Source organism: Streptomyces sp. NPDC052012 (assembly GCF_040689265.1).
Classification (GTDB): Bacteria; Actinomycetota; Actinomycetes; order Streptomycetales; family Streptomycetaceae; genus Streptomyces.
Genome location: NZ_JBFAXA010000041.1, coordinates 1 through 19003, shown reverse-complemented (window position 1 = coordinate 19003; position 19003 = coordinate 1). Strand labels below are relative to the sequence as shown.

Sequence of the window (19003 nt, the reverse complement as noted above, 5' to 3'; positions counted from 1 at the left end):
GCCGCGGCTCTGCACGAACCGGTCTCGCCCCGGCTCAGACGTACCGCTCCAGGATCGAGCTCTCCGCCAGCCGCGACAGACCCTCCCGTACGCTGCGCGCCCTCGCCTCGCCCACGCCGTCCACCGTCTGCAGGTCGTCGACGCTCGCGGCGAGCAGCTTCTGCAGGCCGCCGAAGTGCTCCACCAGGCGGTCGATGATCGCGCCCGGCAGCCTCGGGACCTTGGCCAGCAGGCGGAAGCCGCGCGGGGAGACCGCGGAGTCGAGGGTCTCGGGGGAGCCGGTGTAGCCGAGCGCACGCGCGACCGTCGGCAGCTCGAGCAGCTCCGCGTGGGTGAGCGCGTCCAGCTCGTACAACGCCTCGTCGACCGTGCGGGAGCGCTTCGCGGTGGGCTCGGGGACGTAGTCCCGCACGACCAGTTCGCGCTCGGGCTCCACTCCTGCGATCAACTCGTCGAGCTGGAGGGCGAGGAGACGGCCGTCGGTGCCCAGTTCGACCACGTATTCGGCGATTTCCGTGGCGATGCGGCGCACCATCTCCAAGCGCTGTGCGACCGCGGAGACGTCCCGCACGGTCACCAGGTCCTCGATCTCCAGCGCCGACAGGGTGCCCGCGACCTCGTCGAGGCGGAGCTTGTAGCGCTCCAGCGTGGCGAGGGCCTGGTTGGCGCGGGACAGGATCGCCGCCGAGTCCTCCAGGACGCGGCGGTGCCCGTCGACGTAGAGGGCGATCAGACGCATCGACTGCGACACCGAGACCACCGGGAAGCCGACCTGCTTGGAGACGCGGTCGGCGGTGCGGTGCCGGGTGCCGGTCTCCTCCGTCGGGATCGTCGGGTCCGGGACCAGCTGGACGCCGGCGCGGAGGATCTTCGACAGGTCGGACGACAGGACGATGCCGCCGTCCAGCTTGCACAGCTCGCGCAGCCGGGTCGCGGTGAACTCGACGTCCAGGACGAAACCGCCCGTGCACAGCGCTTCGACGGTCTTGTCGGAGCCGAGCACGATGAGACCGCCGGTGTTGCCGCGGAGCACCCGCTCCAGGCCGTCACGCAGTGCGGTGCCGGGTGCCACGGCGCTCAGCGAGGCGCGCATCAGGCCCTCGGAACCGGCACTCCCACCGGACTTTCCGGGAGCTGCTGCCCGGTCGTTGGCTGCCACTGCACTCCTCCGGTCGCAGGTTCTGGGGCGCCCCCGTTTCGCGCACTCGTTTCGTACGGACGGGCGAGACCTGGGCAAAGTCTACCGGCGGTCCTCCGTCTCCAGGGGGGCCTCTCGGCGACGGGAGCGCGGAAGGACGCGCAGAGCGTCCCCTATGTCCGCGACTTCCAGGACCTTCATACCGGCCGGAATCCTGCCGGGATCGCCCGGCACCAGGGCATGTGTGAAGCCGAGCCGGTGCGCTTCGGCGAGCCTGCGCTGCACGCCCGTGACGCGTCTCACCTCGCCCGCGAGTCCCACCTCGCCGATCGCGACGAGGTTCTTCGGCAGCGGGGTGTCGCTCGCGGCCGAGGCGAGCGCGAGCGCCACGGCGAGATCGGCGGCCGGTTCGGAGAGCTTCACCCCGCCGACCGTCGCGGAGTAAATGTCCCGTTTGCCCAAGGCGCTGATCCGGCCGCGCTGTTCCAGCACGGCGAGCATCATCGACACGCGGGAGGTCTCCAGGCCCGAGGTGGTGCGCCGGGGTGAGGGGATCTGCGAGTCGACGGTGAGCGCCTGCACTTCGGCGACCAGCGGGCGGCGGCCCTCGAGGGTGACCGTCAGGCAGGTGCCGGGGACCGGTTCGTCACGGCGGGTCAGGAAAAGTCCGCTCGGGTCCGCAAGGCCCGTGATGCCCTCGTCGTGCAGTTCGAAGCAGCCGACCTCGTCCGTGGTGCCGTAGCGGTTCTTCACACCCCGGACCAGGCGCAGGCGCGCGTGCCGGTCGCCCTCGAAGTGCAGGACGACGTCCACCAGGTGCTCCAGCAGGCGCGGGCCCGCGATCGCGCCGTCCTTGGTGACATGGCCCACCAGGAGCGTGGACATCCCGCGCTCCTTGGAGGCGCGGATCAGCGCGCCGGCCACCTCGCGGACCTGCGCCATGCCGCCCGGCGCGCCGTCGATCTCCGGGGACGCGACCGTCTGCACGGAGTCCAGGATCAGCAGGGACGGCTTCACCGCGTCCAAGTGGCCGAGGACGGCGGCAAGATCCGTCTCGGCGGCGAGATAGAGGTGATCGTCGATGGCGTGGATGCGGTCGGCGCGCAGGCGGACCTGGCTCGCCGACTCCTCACCCGTGACGTACAGCGTGCGGTGCTCGTCGCTCGCCGACTTGGCCGCGACGTCCAGCAGCAGCGTGGACTTGCCGACGCCCGGCTCGCCCGCGACGAGCACCACCGCGCCGGGGACCAGTCCGCCGCCGAGCACCCGGTCCAGCTCGGGCACGCCCGTGGAGCGGGCGGCGGCCTGGCGGCCGTCGACCTGGCCGATGGGCAGCGCGGAGGTGGTGACCCGGCCGGGGGTCGTCGTACGGACCGCGGGCGCGCCGTACTCCTCGACCGTGCCCCATGCCTGGCATTCGGGGCAGCGGCCGAGCCACTTGGCCGTCTGCCAGCCGCACTCGGTGCAGCGGTAGGACGGGCGGTCCTTGGTGGTCTTGGTACGGGCAGCCATGCGGAAAAGGTAGCGGCCGGGTCTGACAACGGGCGTCGGCCGGGCGCCCCGGCCGGGGCGGACATCTTCCGTCGACGTGGGGAGGCGGGCCGGGAATTTTCATCAGAACCATTAAGCGAAAGGTTCCTGTACTCGATTGAGGGATCGTTTCACCCGTATGGATTAAAAGTGCGCTGGGCGCCGGAAGGGGCCGGCCGAGGCCCCCTACGGTCGCTGGATGATGAGCAGTGGCCCGGAGACCTCGACCCGCACGACCGGCGCACACCGGCCGCACCGGGAGGTGCGTGACCGTGCGGCCGCCCGCGCACTCGCGAAGCGGCCACCCGCGCCGCACGAGCCGTACCTGGACGGCCTGTTCACCTACTGCCTGTCCGTGCTGTGCGATCACGACGCGGCGACCGCCGCCCTCGCCGACGTCCTCGCGCTCGCCGAGCGCCGCGGACGCCACGTCCCGGACGCGCCGGGGGAGCGCCGGGCCTGGCTGTACGCGCTGGCCCGCTGGGCGTGCCTGTGCAAGCTGACCGAGGCCAAGCAGAAACGTCAGGCCACGCACGCGGCGGGCCGTACCGGCCGGCAGCGGGCGGGCCGGACGGCGCGGACGGCCACCGCGCCGGCCGTCTCCGAGGAGGTCCAGGAGCGGCGCCGGCGCGAACTGGCGCTGCTGGCGTGGCCCGAGGCCGCCGGCACCACCCCCGAGCAGCGCGAGGCGCTCGAGCTGGCCGTGCGGCACCATCTCGGTGCCCACGAGGTCGCCGCCGTGCTCGGCATGGAACCGGCCGCCGCGCGTGAGCTGCTCGCCTCGGCGGCGTGCGAGGTCGAACGCACACGGGCGGCGCTCGCCGTCGTCGAGACCGGCAGCTGCCCGGGCGTGGCGCATCTCACCGGCGACCACCAGCTCGTGCTCAGCAGCGCCGTGCGCCGGGAACTCGTCCGGCACGTCGACGACTGCCCGCGCTGCCGCCGTACCGCCGAGCGCGCCATTCCCGGCCGCTGGCCCGGGACCGCCGTCACGCCCGACGCCCTGCCCGTCCTGCCGGTGCCCGCCGCGGCGCTGCACGCCGCCATGGCGCACCATCCACGCACGCGTGCCGTGGCGCCCCGCTTCGACCGGCGCGGCTTCCCCATGGACCCCAAGGACCGCGCCGCCCGCAGGGACCGGCTGCGCGCGCGTGCCGTCACGACGACCGTCGTCGCCACCGTCGTCGCCGCGCCGGTGCTCGCCCTGTGGGCCGCCTACCGGGGCACGCCCGTCGGGGAGGCGCAGGACGGCCGCTCGGCCTCCGCGCGGGAGGCCGACGGCCCCTTCGACCTGGACGGCGAGGGAGCGGGCGGCTACGAGAACGCGGGCAACGCCAGCACCCACCCCGGCGGCCGCTTCGGCAAGAAGGACAAGGACGCGAAGGCCGACGTGTCCGTGGAGGTGGTCGACGTCGCCGGCGCCGGACACAAGGGCGCCGCCGCGATGAGCGTCACGGCAGGCCACAGCGGCGACACCACGCTGGTCACCCTCACCGCGACGGGCACGGCACCGGTGCGCTGGTCGGCGACGACCGGGGCGTCCTGGCTCTACCTGAGCCGGTCCTCGGGAACGCTCCGGCCCGGCGAGTCGTTGACGATCAAGGTGTACGTCGACCAGCTGCGCGAACCGTCCGGCCACTGGAGCGCGCAGGTGGCGATCTCACCGACGGGCGCCGTCGTCACGATCGACGGCTACGGCCCCGCCCCCACCCCGTCGGCCCCCTCCACGCCCCCCGGCCCGCACCCCGGCGGCCCGGGTACGTCCCACCCCGGCACGCCCAGCACCCCGCCTCCGTCACCGTCTCCCTCGGACCCGGACCCGGGCCCCACGAGCCCGTCTCCCTCGGACCCGACCCCGACCGACCCGCCCCCGACGTCCCCGGACCCTCAGCCCACGAGCGACACCCCGACCACCGGCGCCCCGGCGGACTCGTCCCCGCCGGCGGGCGACTCGGACGCCCCGAGCCCGGCGACGCCGTAGCCGGGCTCGGGTACGCGACGCCGTGGCCGGGTTCGGGTACGCGACGCCGTGGCCGGGTTCGGGTACGCGACGCCGTGGCCGGATTCGGTTCGGGTGCGGCGAGGCTGTTGCCGGGCGGGGCCGGGCCGGGGTGCGGCGAAACCGTGGCCGCCGGCCGGGCCGGCGGATGTCAGGCCGGGTCTGCCGGATCCACGGGGTCGGCCGGATGAGGGGCGAGCAGGGGGAGCTGCGAGGCGAGGCGTTCCTCGCACAGCTCCACCAGGCGGTCGTAGCCTGCCTTGCCCATCAGCTCGGTCAGTTCGGCGCGGTAGGACACGTACACGGGCTCGCCCGCGCCGTGCGCCGAGGTCGCCGAGGTGCACCACCAGTGCAGGTCGTGGCCGCCCGGGCCCCAGCCCCTGCGGTCGTACTCACCGATCGACACCTGCAGCACGCGCGTGTCGTCGGGGCGGTCGATCCAGTCGTAGGTCCGCCGGATCGGCAGCTGCCAGCACACGTCCGGCTTGGTCTCCAGCGGCTCGCGGCCCTCCTTCATGGCGAGGATGTGCAGCGAGCAGCCCATGCCGCCGGCGAAGCCCGGCCGGTTCTGGAAGATGCAGGAGCCCTGGTAGGGGCGGGTCTGACGGTCCCCGTCCTCGTCCTCGGACACCCAGCCGTTCTTCGTGCCCTCGGCGTGGTGCTGCCAGATGTCCGGCGTGAGCCTCGCCACATGCTCGGCGACCCGCTTCTCGTCGTCCTCGTCGGAGAAATGGGCACCCAGGGTGCAGCACCCGTCGTCCGCGCGGCCGGCCTGGATGCCCTGGCAGCCGCTGCCGAAGATGCAGTTCCAGCGAGAGGTCAGCCATGTCAGATCGCAGCGGAAGACCTGCTCGTCGTCCGCCGGATCAGGAAACTCCACCCATGCGCGGGCGAAGTCGAGCCCCTTCTCGTCGTCCAGGGCGGGCCCGGCCGAGGAACCCACGGGCACCGTGGCTCCCTCGGCCCGCTTGTCCTTCTTGGGCGACTTTGCGTCCTTCGCCTTTTTCGTCTTTGGCACCCGTCCAGGGTAAGTCGCCCGGGCCGCGACCCAGTACCGCCGTGGGCAGTAGCGTTCCGTACATGAGACTCGGTGTCCTCGACGTGGGTTCGAACACGGTGCATCTGCTGGTGGTGGACGCGCACCCCGGCGCATGCCCGCTGCCCGCGCACTCGCACAAGGCGGAGCTCCGCCTCGCCCAGCTCCTCGACGACGACGGAGCGATCGGTCCCGACGGGGTGGAGAAGCTCGTCTCCGTCATCCAGGACGCGCTCGTGGCCGCCGAGGACAAGGGCGTCGAGGATCTGCTGCCGTTCGCCACCTCCGCGGTGCGGGACGCCGTCAACGCCGACGACGTCCTCGACCGGGTGCGCGCGGAGACCGGTGTCGAGCTGCAGGTCCTCGAGGGCGAGGAGGAGGCCCGGCTCACCTTCCTCGCCGCTCGCCGCTGGTTCGGCTGGTCCGCGGGGAAGCTGCTGGTGCTCGACATCGGCGGCGGCTCCCTGGAGATCGCCTACGGCATGGACGAGGAGCCCGACGCCGCGGTGTCGCTGCCGCTGGGCGCCGGCCGCCTGACCGCCGCATGGCTGCCCGGCGACCCGCCCGAGCCGGACGACGTCCGTGCCCTGCGACGCCATGTGCGGACCGAGATCGCCCGCACCGTCGGGGAGTTCAGCCGCTTCGGCACCCCCGATCACGTGGTGGCGACCTCCAAGACCTTCAAGCAGCTCGCCCGTATCGCGGGTGCCGCCCGCTCCGCCGAGGGGCTGTACGTGCAGCGGGAGCTGAAGCGGGAGTCCCTGGAGGGCTGGGTGCCGAGGCTGGCCGCCATGACCGCCGACGAGCGCGCGGAGCTGCCCGGGGTCTCCGAGGGCCGCGCGGGCCAGCTGCTCGCCGGTGCGCTGGTCGCGGAGGCCGCGATGGACCTCTTCGGCGTGGAACGCCTGGAGATCTGCCCCTGGGCCCTGCGCGAGGGCGTGATCCTGCGACGGCTGGATCACATGGACCAGGGGTAGGGCGCCCGAAGTCGACGGGTGGGGGAGCGCGCCCCAAAGAGGCGCGGGGAACCGCGCGACAAGCCGCGACGCACCGGCACCCCACCCGACGCCTCTGCCTCCGATCCCCACACACCCGGCCACCCGGCATGACGCACCGGCCACCCGGCATATGGCATCGACCACAACGGCGACAAGGCGCCCGGCCCTCACCCGACCCCACCCCGTAACCTGTCCCTCATGGCGAAGCCCCTCGTGCGCGTCCCGGATGCGAAGGTCGCCCTGTCGACGGCCTCCGTCTACCCGGAGTCGACGGCGACGGCCTTCGAGATCGCCGCGCGCCTCGGGTACGACGGCGTCGAGGTCATGGTGTGGACCGACCCGGTCAGCCAGGACATCGAGGCCCTGCGCCGGCTCAGCGACTACCACCGCATCCCGATCCTCGCCGTGCACGCCCCCTGCCTGCTCATCACCCAGCGGGTGTGGTCCACCGACCCGTGGACCAAGCTCCAGCGGGCGCAGTCCGCCGCGGAGAAGCTCGGCGCGAGCACCGTCGTCGTGCACCCCCCGTTCCGCTGGCAGCGGCAGTACGCCCGCGACTTCGTGGACGGCATCTGGCGGATGGCGAACGAGACGGACGTGAAGTTCGCCGTGGAGAACATGTACCCCTGGCGCTACCGCGACCGCGAGATGCTCGCCTACGCCCCCGACTGGGACGTCACGAAGGACGACTACCGCCACTTCACGATCGACCTGAGCCACGCCGCGACCGCCCGCACCGACGCCCTGCAGATGATCGACCGCATGGGCGACCGGCTCGGTCACGTCCACCTCGCCGACGGCCGCGGCTCCGCCAAGGACGAGCACCTCGTCCCCGGCCGCGGCACCCAGCCCTGCGCCGAGGTGCTGGAACACCTCGCCCTGACCGGCTTCGACGGCCATGTCGTCATCGAGGTCAACACCCGCCGGGCCATGTCGAGCGCCGAGCGGGAGGCCGACCTGGCGGAGGCGCTGGCCTTCACCCGCCTGCACCTGGCCGCGGCGTCCTCACCGGCGGGGGTGCCGCGACGATGACCGGCCTGACCGCACCCGGCGGGGGCCCGGACGCGACCGCCCCCACCCCGGGCGCCCCCCGCCGCCGCGGCCGTCCCCGGCGCACCGAATCCGCCGACACCCGCGACCGCATCCTGAGCGCGGCCCGCGAGGAGTTCTCCGAGCGCGGCTACGAGAAGACGTCCGTCCGGGGCATCGCCAAGGCCGCCGGTGTCGACTCAGCTCTGGTGCACCACTACTTCGGCACCAAGGAGCAGATGTTCGAGGCGGCGGTGGAGGTCGCCTTCGCGCCCGCCCTCGTGATGCGGGACGCGGTGATCACCGGTCCGCTCGACCAGGCCGGCGAGCGCATGACCCGTATGCTCATCGGGCTCTGGGAGAACCCGGTGACCAGGGCCCCGCTGCTCGCGATCGTCCGCTCCGCCGTGAACAACGAGACCGCGGCAGCCGTCTTCCGCCGCCTGGTCGCCACCCAGCTGCTGCGCCGCATCGCCGACCAGGTCGACCTGCCGGACGCGGAGCTGCGCGCCGAGCTCGCCGCGGCGCAGCTGGTCGGCATCGCGATGATCCGCTACGTGATCAAGATGGAGCCCCTGGCCTCGGCGGACCCGGAGCAGATCATCAGCCGGGTCGCCCCCGTGGTGCAGGGCCACCTCACCGGCCCCTGAACCCCGGCTTGCGGTGTCGGCGCGAGCTGCGAGCGACGGTGAGCGCGGCGCCGGTGCGAGCTGCACCGGCGCGGGGGAACTGAGACACGCATCCCGCATTCCGGACACCTTGTCCCGCCCTCTGGATGACCGGCGTACGCTCGACTCAGCCGGATGTCCGGCCGGTACTCCCCGTAGAAGGTCTGAAGGAGCGAGCGACGATGCCCGAGCTGAGGTCCCGCACAGTCACCCACGGCCGCAACATGGCGGGCGCCCGCGCCCTTATGCGTGCCTCGGGTGTACCGGGTGCGGACATCGGCCGCAAGCCGATCATCGCCGTCGCCAACAGCTTCACGGAGTTCGTCCCCGGCCACACGCATCTGGCCCCGGTCGGCCGGATCGTCAGCGAGGCCGTCAAAGAGGCCGGCGGCATCCCGCGCGAGTTCAACACGATCGCCGTGGACGACGGCATCGCCATGGGCCACGGCGGCATGCTGTACTCCCTCCCGTCCCGTGACCTGATCGCGGACAGCGTGGAATACATGGTCGAGGCCCACTGCGCCGACGCCCTGATCTGCATCTCCAACTGCGACAAGATCACCCCGGGCATGCTCAACGCCGCCCTGCGGCTGAACATCCCCACGGTCTTCGTCTCCGGCGGCCCGATGGAGTCCGGCCGGGCCACGCTGGTCGACGGCACGGTCCGCACGCTGGACCTGGTCGACGCCATGGTCGAGGCGGCCAACGACAAGATCTCCGACGAGGACGTCCTGCGGATCGAGGAGAACGCCTGCCCGACCTGCGGCTCCTGTTCGGGCATGTTCACCGCCAACTCGATGAACTGCCTCACCGAGGCGATGGGCCTCTCCCTCCCCGGCAACGGCTCGGTCCTGGCCACCCACACCGCACGCAAGGACCTGTACGTCCGCGCGGCCCACACGGTCATGGACCTCACCCGCCGCTACTACGAGCAGGACGACGACTCGGTCCTGCCCCGCAGCATCGCCACCGTCCAGGCGTTCGAGAACGCCATGGCCCTGGACATCGCGATGGGCGGCTCGACCAACACGATCCTGCACCTGCTCGCCGCCGCCCAGGAGGCGGAGGTCCCCTTCGGTCTCACCGAGATCGACGCCCTGTCGCGCCGCGTCCCCTGCCTGGCGAAGGTCGCTCCGAACGTCGCCAAGGACCGTACGTACTACATGGAGGACGTGCACCGCGCCGGCGGCATCCCTGCCCTCCTCGGCGAACTGCACCGCGCGGGCCTGCTCAACGAGGACGTCCACTCGGTCCACAGCCCGTCCCTGGCCGACTGGCTGAAGACCTGGGACATCCGCGGCGGCTCCCCGTCACAGGAGGCGGTTCAGCTGTGGCACGCGGCTCCCGGCTGCGTGCGCTCCGCCGAGGCCTTCTCCCAGTCCGAGCGCTGGGACTCCCTCGACGAGGACGCCGAGAACGGCTGCATCCGCTCGGCCGAACACGCCTACTCCAAGGACGGCGGCCTGGCGGTCCTGCGCGGCAACCTCGCGGTCGACGGCTGCGTGGTGAAGACCGCCGGCGTCGACGAGTCGATCTGGACCTTCGAGGGCCCGGCGGTCGTGTGCGAGTCGCAGGAGGAGGCCGTCGAGAAGATCCTCACCAAGCAGGTCAAGGAGGGCGACGTCGTCGTCATCCGCTACGAGGGCCCCAAGGGCGGCCCCGGCATGCAGGAGATGCTCTACCCGACGTCGTACCTGAAGAGCCGCGGACTCGGAAAGGCCTGCGCGCTGGTCACCGACGGCCGCTTCTCCGGCGGCACGTCCGGCCTCTCCATCGGCCACGCCTCCCCCGAGGCGGCCTCCGGCGGCACCATCGCCCTGGTCGAGGACGGCGACCGCATCCGCATCGACATCCCGAACCGCTCGATCGAACTCCTCGTCGACGACGCGGAACTCGCCCGCCGCGAGCAGTTGCTGAACGGCCGGTACGCCCCCAGGAACCGCGACCGCAAGGTCTCCGCCGCCCTGCGGGCCTACGCGGCGATGGCGACGAGCGCCGACAAGGGCGCGGTCCGCGACGTCACGAAGCTGAGCTGACCCACCGCCGGAAGAGGGCCGCCCCGTACCCCCACGGAGGCGGCCCTCACCCGTCCCGCCGCACGCCCGCCACGCTCACCATCCCGCCGGATCCCGCCCGTCCACGGCGAACACGGTCCCGTCAGGCGCGGAGGCATACACGCGCCCATCCACGACCACGGGCCGCGGCAACGCGGCGGCCACCCGATCCCCGGCCGCTCCGAGCCGCACCGCGGTCTGCCCGACCAACCGCCCCACCCGCGCATCGACAGCGAGCAGCCGCCCATCGGGCGCGGTGAGATAGACATGCCGCTCGTCGACGGCCGGGACGGACCCGCGGACGATGCCCGTCTCCAGGTGCCACACCCGCTTCCGTGCCTTCATGTCGTACGCCTCCAGCGCGCCGCCCTGAGCCATGAGATGAACCCTCGTTCCACGCACCGAACCAACGACGTCCCGACGGGGGACGGGAAGCGAGACACGGGTCGATTCACCGGAGCCGGGCGTGAAGCGGACGACGGCGACGGTTTCGCCGTCGTACGGGTCGTTGGCGAGGAAGAAGACGGATCCTCCCTGGGCGCCGATGAGCTTCAGCGCGCCGTCCAGTTCGGCATCCCACCGGACGCGGCCCGAGGCGGGGTCCACGGCGGTGACCCGCGTCCGCGAACCGTCGTTCGAGGTGCTCGTCGCGTAGGCCAGGGGGTCTTCGGGGAGTGAGACGACGGTCGCGGCGCTGTGACCGGGGATCCGCCGGCTCCATCTCGCGTCGCCCGACGCGCTGTCCAGGCCGGTGACCGCGCCGTCCGCACCGGTGAGCAGCAGCGTGTCGCCGGCATACCGAGCCGATCGATGCTGAGGCAGGACCCTGTGCCAGACGTCGGCGCCCGAACCGGGATCCAGTGCCCTGACGCGTCGGCCTCCACCCGTGTGGGAATGAACGAGCCCTCCCGAGACGACCGGGGGATCACTGACGAACCGATCGGATGCGGGGCGCTGCCACAGGAGGTGGCCGTCGGCCGGGTCGAGGGCGAAGACGACTCCCCGCTGGGAGCAGTGGACCGCCTTGGCGTCGTAGGAACATTGCGGCACGCCTCCGTCGCGCGACACCGGCCGCGCTTCCCATGCCCGGAATGGGGCCGGTGCACTACGGGACACCGGGGCGTCAGGTGATGCGCCTTCCGGACCGGCCAGTTGGGTGTGGGCGAGGGCACCGGATCCGACGGCGAACAGCGCCACACCCACGAGCAGGGCCCGCCTGCCCGGCCTCCGGCGCCGCCGAGCGGGAGCCGGGAGGGGCGGCGCAGGCTCGGGCGCGTCACTCGTGCGCTGTGCCGGTATGAACACCTGGGTGTCGTACGAAGCAGCCACCGACCGCAGTTCCCGCATCAACTCGTCCGGCGTCGGCCGGTCCTCCGGCTCCTTGGCGAGGCACCGCCGAACGAGTGCCGCCAACTCCTTCGGGAGACCGGACAGGTCGGGCTCGTCGTGCACCACTTGATAGGCGACCACATACGGGCTGTCGGAGTCGAACGGCCCGCGCCCGGTCGCCGCGTGCACGATGACCGACCCCAGCGCGAAGATGTCCGCGGCCGGTCCCACCTCCCGGGGCCGCCGGAACTGCTCGGGTGCCATGAACGGCGGGGTGCCGATCAATTTGCCTGTCTCCGTGCGCAGTTCACTGTCCTTCGGCCGGGAGATGCCGAAGTCGATGACCTTCGGGCCGTCCTCGGCCAACAGCACATTGCTGGGCTTCAAGTCCCGGTGCACGACCCCGACACGATGGATGTCCCGCAGCGCCTCGGCGAGTCCGGCCATCAGCCGACGCAGCCGCGCCGGTGTCATCGGGCCGTTCCGTTTCACCTCTTCCGCGAGGGTCGCACCGGGTATGAACAGCGTTGCCATCCAGGGGCGTTCGCCGTCGGGGTCGGCATCCACGACAGGTGCGGTGAACGCGCCGCTCACCTTCCGTGCGGCCGCGACCTCCTGCCGGAAACGCCCCCTGAACTCGGGATCCCGCGCGAACTCGGCATGGACGACCTTCACCGCGAGCTTCAACCCGGACGTGCTGCGCGCCAGATGCACCACGCCCATGCCACCGGAGCCCAGACGCGACTCCAGGCGATAGTGACCGGCGTACTCCGGAAGTTCCGCTTCCGCGCCCGCTCCGGTGTTCCGCTGCTGCGCCATGGAACCACCCCCGTGCTGTTCGTCCGCGCGCGCGAATCACGGAGCCTAGTCGATGAGTCGTACGAGACGGAGGCGGCTTGCTAGCCTCCGCGTGCGAGTTGCGAACTCGTGTTTTCTGGCGTGTCCAGGGGAATCGACGTGACCCCATGACAGTCATGGGGCTCAACGGGGGAGGACGTACATGTCTGTCGACCGCATCGAAGAGGCCGGTCCCGGCGCGGAGGAGACCGCCGCCACGACGGCAGCCGCGGCCGTCAATTACTACCCGGTTGCCCCGGGCGTCCGGCTGAACGTGCGCAGCGGTCCGGGCACGAGCTACGGCATCGTGCGCGTCCTGCCCGAGGGAGCTCGCGTCCCGATCTACTGCCAGACGCCGGGCACCACGGTGACGGGTCCCTACGGCACCAGCAAGATCTGGGACAACATCAGCAACGGCGAGTACGTCTCGGACGCGTACGTGAAGACCGGCAGCGACGGCTACGTCGCCCCGCGCTGCTCCTGATCCCCGAGCAGCCCGCGGTGCGCCCGGCGCCATAATCGATGCGTGAGCGCAGCGAACGGCACCCCGGACAGCACCGCGGGCTCCCCGGACACCCCCGACGGCCCCCGCCCCGAACCCCTCCGCTTCTTCGGAACGACGTGGGTCGACCACGACCGCGGCTACACCGCCCGCCGCATCGGCGTCGCCGCCGGCTCCCTGGTCACCGCGGCCGCCGCCTGCTTCGTGCTGCGCGTCGCCTATCAGGGCCTCCAGATCGCCGACGTCGGCAGCTTCGTCACCCTCCTCATGGTCGTCATGTTCGCTGTCTGCAGCGCGCTCGCCTTCCGCCACACCTGGGAGGGCTTCACCCGCCGCCACGACCCCGCCCGCCAGGCCTCCCTCCGCGGCCTGCTGGCCATCGGCTTCGTCGGCTCCCTCCTCGCGTACTTCTTCCGCTCCCTCACCGAGGCCCCCGGCGAGAGACTCCACCGCGAGGAGTACGAGGCAGCCCGCGCCCAGCACGAGAAGCGCACCTCCCGCCGCTCCGGCAACCCCAAGAAGCGCCGCCGCCCCTGAGCCCAGGCGACTCACAACGTCGGTAGCCCTCCCCGGGCACAGGCGACGCACAACGCCGGGCGCCCTCCCTGGGCACAGGCGACGCACAACACCGGGCGCCGCCCCTGAGCAGCGCGGGCCCCTTCGTCCGAACGACCGCGGGGCATCGCCACAGGCGGAAGGCCCTCGCCGAGGCCCCTCGAAAATCCGCCCACACGCCCGCCCGCCCCCTCCACCATGGGCGGCATGACAAAACCGCCCGCGCCCACACCGCTCCCCCCGCCCGACCGCACCACCCGCGCCCACTCCTTCAACACCGCAGCCGCCCTCTACGCCGCCAACCGCCCCACCTACCCGCCCACCCTCTTCGACGCCCTCGAGGACCTCACCGGCCGCCCCCTCGCCGGCTCCCGCGTCGCGGACATCGGCGCCGGTACGGGTATCGCGACCGCGCTCCTGCACGCCCGCGGCGCCGATGTCCTCGCCGTCGAGCCCGGTGACGGCATGGCGGCCCAGTTCCGCCGCCTGCACCCCCGGCTCCCGATCGTCCGCGGCAACGGCAACGACCTCCCTCTCGCCGACGCCTCCCTCGACCTCCTCACCTACGCCCAGGCCTGGCACTGGACCGACCCCGCCCGTGCCGTCCCGGAGGCCGTCCGTGTCCTGCGCCCGGGCGGCGCGCTCGCCCTGTGGTGGAACACCGACGCCCTCGACGTCCCCTGGATCGCCGACGAGGCCGCACGCCTCGCCCGGCACTTCGGCGTGGACGTCGCCGCGGAACGGCGCAACACCGACGCCCGCGCAGCGGACCCCACCGGCCGCCTGCACTTCACCCGCCGTGAGATCCGCTGGAGCCGCCGCGTCCCGATCGACACCCATCTGGCCAACCTCGCCAGCCACTCGTTCTTCCTGGTCCACGGCGAGGAGCGCACCGCCGCCGTGCTCGCCGACCAGCGCGACCACCTGACGCGCACCTTCCCCGACGGCCTCGTCGAGGAGATCTACGACGTCGTCCTCCTCGTAGGCATGGCACCCCCAGCCGCTTGACGGGTCCCGCCCCCCGAGAGGATTATTCATCGCATGATGAATTATTCCTCCGAGCCGTCACGCCCGGACCCGCACCCGGAGCCACCCGACACCACGGGCGCCCCCGCCACAGGTGACCCCGCCACCGGCACCCCGGCCATCCGCGCCCAGGACCTCACCGTCGTCCGAGGCCCCCGCACCGTTCTGCGGGGCCTCGACTTCACCGTCCCGCGCGGCCAGATCACCGGCCTCCTCGGCCCCTCCGGCTGCGGCAAGTCCACCCTGATGCGGGCCATCGTCGGCACGCAGGCCAAGGTCACCGGCACCCTGGACGTCCTCGGCCGGCCCGCCGGCCACCCCACCCTGCGCACCCGCATCGGCTACGTCACCCAAGCCCCCTCCGTCTACGACGACCTGACCGTCCGCCAGAACCTCGACTACTTCGCCGCGATCCTCCACCCCGGCCACGCGGCCGCCGACCTCCGCCACGATGTCGATCGCGTCCTCGACGACGTCGACCTCACCACCCACGCCGGCGCCCTCGCCGGCAACCTCTCCGGCGGACAGCGCAGCCGCGTCTCCCTCGCCGTCGCCCTCCTCGGCACCCCCGAACTCCTCGTCCTCGACGAACCCACCGTCGGCCTCGACCCCGTCCTGCGCCGCGACCTGTGGCAGCTCTTCCACGACATCGCCGCCCGCCGCGGCGCCACCCTGCTGATCTCCTCCCACGTCATGGACGAGGCAGAGCGCTGCCACCGCCTCCTCCTCATGCGCGCCGGCGAGATCCTCGCCGACGACACCCCCGACGCCCTCCGCGACCGCACCGGCTCCGACACCGTCGAAGCGGCCTTCCTGCACCTGGTGGACGCGGCGATCGCCGCGGGCCGCGCGAAGGAGACCACCCGATGAGCACCACCACGCCCACCATCACCCCCGCCCCGACCGGCGCCCTCAACGCCTCCCGCACCACCGCCACCGCCGCCCGGGTCCTGCGCCAGCTGCGCAACGATCCGCGCACCATCGCCCTGATGCTGCTCGTCCCCTGCCTGATGCTCTTCCTGCTGCGCTACGTCTTCGACGGCAGCCCGCGCACCTTCGACAGCATCGGCGCCTCCCTCCTCGGGATCTTCCCGCTGATCACGATGTTCCTGGTCACCTCCATCGCCACCCTGCGCGAGCGCACCTCCGGAACCCTCGAACGCCTCCTCGCCATGCCCCTCGGCAAAGGTGACCTGATCGCCGGCTACGCCCTCGCCTTCGGCACCCTCGCGGTCATCCAGTCCGCCCTCGCCACCGGCCTCGCCCTGTGGTTCCTGGGCCTCGACGTCACCGGCAGCCCCTGGCTGCTCCTCCTCGTCGCCCTGCTCGACGCGCTCCTCGGCACAGCCCTCGGTCTGTTCGTGTCGGCCTTCGCGGCCTCGGAATTCCAGGCGGTCCAGTTCATGCCGGCGGTGATCTTCCCCCAGCTCCTCCTCTGCGGCCTGTTCACCGCACGCGACAACATGCACCCCGTCCTGGAGGGCATCTCCGACGTCCTCCCCATGTCCTACGCCGTCGACGGCATGAACGAGGTGCTCAAGCACACCGACATGACCGCCGCCTTCGTCCGCGACGCCCTGATCGTCGCCGGCTGCGCCCTCCTGGTCCTCGGCCTCGGAGCCGCCACCCTGCGCCGCCGGACGGCATAGGACCCGGGCGCCGAGCGGCACCCGCCACGCCGCCGTCCCGCCTGCCGGACACCACCCCGCCGCCACCCCGCCCGAGTGCGAGGATGAAGCAGGACGACGCACACCCCGGAGGGCACTCCCAGCCATGACCCAGAAAGTCGCAGTCCTCGGCACCGGCAAGATCGGCGAAGCCCTGCTCAGCGGAATGATCCGCGCCGGCTGGGCACCCGCCGACCTCCTGGTCACCGCCCGCCGCCAGGAACGAGCCGACGAACTCCGCACCCGCTACGGAGTCACCCCGGTCTCCAACCAGGAAGCGGCCAAGACCGCCGACACCCTGATCCTCACGGTCAAGCCGCAGGACATGGGCGCCCTCCTCGACGAACTCGCCCCCCACGTCCCCGCCGACCGCCTGGTCATCAGCGGCGCCGCCGGCATCCCGACCTCGTACTTCGAGGAACGGCTCACCGCCGGCACCCCGGTGGTCCGCGTCATGACCAACACCCCCGCCCTCGTCGACGAGGCCATGTCGGTCATCTCCGCCGGCAGCCACGCCACCGCCGAGCACCTCGCCCACGCCGAGGAGATCTTCGGCGCCGTCGGCAAGACCCTCCGCGTCCCCGAGTCCCAGCAGGACGCCTGCACGGCCCTCTCCGGCTCCGGCCCGGCGTATTTCTTCTACCTGGTCGAAGCCATGACCGACGCCGGCATCCTGCTGGGCCTGCCCCGCGACAAGGCCCACGACCTGATCGTCCAGTCCGCGATCGGCGCCGCCACCATGCTCCGCGACAGCGGCGAACACCCGGTGAAGCTCCGCGAGAACGTCACCTCGCCCGCCGGCACCACCATCAACGCCATTCGCGAACTCGAGAACCACGGTGTGCGCGCCGCTCTCATCGCCGCCCTCGAGGCCGCCCGCGACCGCAGCCGCGAGCTGGCCTCCGGCACCAAGGACTGACGGCACCGCACCCGAGCACACCGAGCCGGATCACACCGACCCCGGAGGCGGCGCGCACACCCGCCGCCTCCAGCACCGGCCCGGCCCGCCGACTGCTTACCGGGCCGCACTCACCTCGACCACGGCCCCGCTATCAGCCCCGGCCGGCAACAACCCGATCGCCCGATACGCCGCATCCACGGTCGGCCGCGCCATACCCCGCGCCCGCTCCGCACCATCCCGCAGCACCCCCTCCACATAGCCAGGATCCGCGCACAACTCCTTGTGCCTCTCCTGCACGGGCCTCAGGACCTCGACCACAGCCTCCGCCGCGTCCCTCTTCAAAGCGCCGTACGACTCCCGGCCAGCTCCGATGGGTTCCCACCCGTGCAGGCGGCCAGGATCTCCAGCAGGTTCGCCACCCCCGGCCGAGCCTCCCGGTCGTACACGACCTCCCGCCCGCTGTCGGTCACGGCCCGCATGACCTTCTTCCGCACCACGTCCGGCTCGTCCAGCAGATAGACGATCCCCGGCCCGACGTCCTCGCTCTTGCCCATCTTCGACGTCGGATCCTGCAGATTCATCACCCGCGCGGCCACCGCGGGAGGCGTGGCCCGAGGCACCACGAACGTGTGCCCGTAGCGCTGGTTGAACCGCACCGCCAGATCCCGGGCCAGCTCGACGTGCTGCGTCTGGTCGTCCCCCACCGGCACCTCGTCGCTCTGGTACGCCAGAATGTCCGCCGCCATCAGCACGGGGTACGTCAGCAGCGACAGGCGCACACTCCCGCCCCGCCGCTGCTCCCGCGCCGCCTTCTCCTTGTACTGGATCATCCGCCGCATCTCGCCGTCGGTCGCCACGCACTCCAGCAGGTACGACAGCCGCGCGTGCTCGTCGACATGGCTCTGCACGAACACGGTGCACCGCTCCGGATCCAGCCCCGAGGCCAGCAGCAGCGTCGCCGCCTGCCGACTGAGCCTGCGCACCCGCGCCGGATCGTGGTCCACGGTCAGCGCGTGGAGGTCGACCACGCAGAACAGCGCGTCGGCCCGGTACTGATCGACCGCGGCCCACTGCCGCATCGCTCCCAGGTAGTTCCCCAGCGTCAGATGCCCGGTCGGCTTGACCCCACTGAAGACCCGCGTCATCTCGTCTCGTCTCCCTCTCGATCGAGACCGCCGTCCCGGCCGGCCGCCCCCGGAGCTCTGGAGGGAGAAACGAAAACGGCCGCCGAGGCGGCGGCCGTTGAGTGCATACGTAGCGTCGGCCGCCGTCAGGCGGCCCACCAGAACTGGCTGTACGTACGCGTCGTCATACGGAACAGAGTACGCCCGGAGGGTGGGGTCGGCACGCGAGTTGACACACCCCCGCGTGATCCGTACTGTTCTCCGGGTTGTCCGACGTGAGCGCCGACTCCGGTCGGTCCCCGGACAGCCATTCCGCAAGTACCACCACTGATCGACGACAGTCGTCATGTCTGCCGTCGTGTCATTGGCGTGCGTATTCGCGAAATGAGGAATCCGCGTTCGAAAGGGCGCAGGCCCCCGATTAGCTCGGGAGCCAGGAATCCGCTAAAGTCTCACTCGTCGGAACGGCCCAACGGCCGGGAAGGCAAACCCGCTGACTGGGGGTCAGGTCGAGAAAAAGATCTGATAGAGTCGGAAACACCGAAGGGAAGCGCCCGGAGGAAAGCCCGAGAGGGTGAGTACGAAGGAAGCGTCCGTTCCTTGAGAACTC

15 protein-coding genes and 1 pseudogene are annotated in these 19003 nt (G+C 72.0%); 11 read left to right on the top strand and 5 right to left on the bottom strand.

Going from position 1 to position 19003, the window contains the following annotated elements; translation table 11 throughout:
• Positions 1–34: 34 nt before the first annotated feature.
• Complete coding sequence (gene disA / locus AB0412_RS35020; protein ID WP_366406661.1) at positions 35–1159, bottom strand: DNA integrity scanning diadenylate cyclase DisA; 1125 nt, start codon at positions 1157–1159, stop codon at positions 35–37.
• An 81-nt stretch (positions 1160–1240) separates the two neighbouring features.
• A complete protein-coding gene (radA, locus tag AB0412_RS35015) occupies positions 1241–2650 on the bottom strand; it encodes a DNA repair protein RadA (protein WP_366406660.1) in 1410 nt (469 codons plus the stop codon).
• 217 nt (positions 2651–2867) lie between these two features.
• Between radA and AB0412_RS35010 the strand changes: the two genes are divergently transcribed.
• Positions 2868–4649: a hypothetical protein gene (locus AB0412_RS35010; protein ID WP_366406659.1), complete on the top strand. Its 1782-nt coding sequence runs from the start codon at positions 2868–2870 to the stop codon at positions 4647–4649.
• Positions 4650–4818: 169 nt separating this feature from the next.
• Here AB0412_RS35010 and AB0412_RS35005 read toward each other — a convergent pair whose 3' ends face one another.
• A complete protein-coding gene (locus AB0412_RS35005; RefSeq protein WP_366406658.1) occupies positions 4819–5685 on the bottom strand; it encodes a hypothetical protein in 867 nt (288 codons plus the stop codon).
• Between the two features lie 62 nt (positions 5686–5747).
• On the opposite strand from AB0412_RS35005, the gene AB0412_RS35000 reads away from it, so the two are divergent.
• From AB0412_RS35000 to ilvD, 4 genes are all read left to right on the top strand, one after another.
• Positions 5748–6680 (top strand): Ppx/GppA phosphatase family protein, encoded by a 933-nt coding sequence (locus AB0412_RS35000; RefSeq protein ID WP_366406657.1) that lies wholly within the window; start codon positions 5748–5750, stop codon positions 6678–6680.
• A gap of 219 nt (positions 6681–6899) precedes the next feature.
• Positions 6900–7733, top strand: a complete 834-nt coding sequence (locus AB0412_RS34995; RefSeq protein ID WP_366406656.1) for a sugar phosphate isomerase/epimerase — start codon at positions 6900–6902, stop codon at positions 7731–7733.
• The gene (locus AB0412_RS34990) at positions 7730–8380 is read left to right on the top strand and encodes a TetR family transcriptional regulator (RefSeq protein ID WP_366406655.1); all 651 of its coding nucleotides are present in this window, start codon (positions 7730–7732) and stop codon (positions 8378–8380) included. Before AB0412_RS34995 ends, AB0412_RS34990 begins: the two co-directional genes overlap by 4 nt.
• 200 nt (positions 8381–8580) lie before the next feature.
• Positions 8581–10434 carry a dihydroxy-acid dehydratase gene (gene ilvD, locus AB0412_RS34985; RefSeq protein ID WP_366406654.1) on the top strand — a complete coding sequence of 618 codons (1854 nt, stop codon included), beginning with the start codon at positions 8581–8583 and terminating at the stop codon, positions 10432–10434.
• A gap of 75 nt (positions 10435–10509) precedes the next feature.
• On the opposite strand, the gene AB0412_RS34980 is transcribed toward ilvD, so the two are convergent.
• On the bottom strand, positions 10510–12600 hold the full coding sequence (locus AB0412_RS34980) for a serine/threonine-protein kinase (protein ID WP_366406653.1): 2091 nt from the start codon (positions 12598–12600) through the stop codon (positions 10510–10512).
• A gap of 181 nt (positions 12601–12781) precedes the next feature.
• On the opposite strand from AB0412_RS34980, the gene AB0412_RS34975 reads away from it, so the two are divergent.
• The 6 genes from AB0412_RS34975 to proC all read left to right on the top strand — a co-directional run bounded on the left by AB0412_RS34975 (position 12782) and on the right by proC (position 17287).
• Positions 12782–13102, top strand: coding sequence for an SH3 domain-containing protein (locus AB0412_RS34975; RefSeq protein ID WP_366406652.1), 321 nt, complete (start codon positions 12782–12784; stop codon positions 13100–13102).
• 42 nt (positions 13103–13144) lie between these two features.
• Entirely contained in the window at positions 13145–13657 is a 513-nt protein-coding gene (locus AB0412_RS34970; protein ID WP_366406651.1) for an EamA/RhaT family transporter, read from the top strand.
• A gap of 225 nt (positions 13658–13882) precedes the next feature.
• Positions 13883–14683 carry a class I SAM-dependent methyltransferase gene (locus tag AB0412_RS34965; protein ID WP_366406650.1) on the top strand — a complete coding sequence of 267 codons (801 nt, stop codon included), beginning with the start codon at positions 13883–13885 and terminating at the stop codon, positions 14681–14683.
• Between the two features lie 33 nt (positions 14684–14716).
• Complete coding sequence (locus AB0412_RS34960; protein WP_366406649.1) at positions 14717–15571, top strand: ABC transporter ATP-binding protein; 855 nt, start codon at positions 14717–14719, stop codon at positions 15569–15571.
• On the top strand, positions 15568–16350 hold the full coding sequence (locus AB0412_RS34955; RefSeq protein WP_366406648.1) for an ABC transporter permease: 783 nt from the start codon (positions 15568–15570) through the stop codon (positions 16348–16350). The genes AB0412_RS34960 and AB0412_RS34955 overlap by 4 nt, the downstream gene beginning before the upstream one ends.
• A gap of 124 nt (positions 16351–16474) precedes the next feature.
• Positions 16475–17287, top strand: coding sequence for a pyrroline-5-carboxylate reductase (gene proC, locus AB0412_RS34950; protein ID WP_366406647.1), 813 nt, complete (start codon positions 16475–16477; stop codon positions 17285–17287).
• A 96-nt stretch (positions 17288–17383) separates the two neighbouring features.
• On the opposite strand, the pseudogene trpS reads toward proC, so the two are convergent.
• Positions 17384–18414, bottom strand: a pseudogene (gene trpS / locus AB0412_RS34945) (tryptophan--tRNA ligase).
• Between the last annotated feature and the right edge of the window lie 589 nt (positions 18415–19003).

Bases quoted from the DNA above. Each gene is read 5' to 3' on its own strand.
- AB0412_RS35000 (WP_366406657.1), top strand. From the start codon at position 5,748: ATGAGACTCGGTGTCCTCGACGTGGGTTCGAACACGGTGCATCTGCTG.
- AB0412_RS34960 (WP_366406649.1), top strand. From the start codon at position 14,717: ATGATGAATTATTCCTCCGAGCCGTCACGCCCGGACCCGCACCCGGAG.
- ilvD (WP_366406654.1), top strand. From the start codon at position 8,581: ATGCCCGAGCTGAGGTCCCGCACAGTCACCCACGGCCGCAACATGGCG.
- radA (WP_366406660.1), bottom strand. From the start codon at position 2,650: ATGGCTGCCCGTACCAAGACCACCAAGGACCGCCCGTCCTACCGCTGC.
- AB0412_RS34955 (WP_366406648.1), top strand. From the start codon at position 15,568: ATGAGCACCACCACGCCCACCATCACCCCCGCCCCGACCGGCGCCCTC.
- AB0412_RS34990 (WP_366406655.1), top strand. From the start codon at position 7,730: ATGACCGGCCTGACCGCACCCGGCGGGGGCCCGGACGCGACCGCCCCC.
- AB0412_RS35010 (WP_366406659.1), top strand. From the start codon at position 2,868: ATGATGAGCAGTGGCCCGGAGACCTCGACCCGCACGACCGGCGCACAC.
- AB0412_RS34980 (WP_366406653.1), bottom strand. From the start codon at position 12,600: ATGGCGCAGCAGCGGAACACCGGAGCGGGCGCGGAAGCGGAACTTCCG.
- proC (WP_366406647.1), top strand. From the start codon at position 16,475: ATGACCCAGAAAGTCGCAGTCCTCGGCACCGGCAAGATCGGCGAAGCC.
- AB0412_RS34965 (WP_366406650.1), top strand. From the start codon at position 13,883: ATGACAAAACCGCCCGCGCCCACACCGCTCCCCCCGCCCGACCGCACC.
- AB0412_RS34995 (WP_366406656.1), top strand. From the start codon at position 6,900: ATGGCGAAGCCCCTCGTGCGCGTCCCGGATGCGAAGGTCGCCCTGTCG.
- AB0412_RS34975 (WP_366406652.1), top strand. From the start codon at position 12,782: ATGTCTGTCGACCGCATCGAAGAGGCCGGTCCCGGCGCGGAGGAGACC.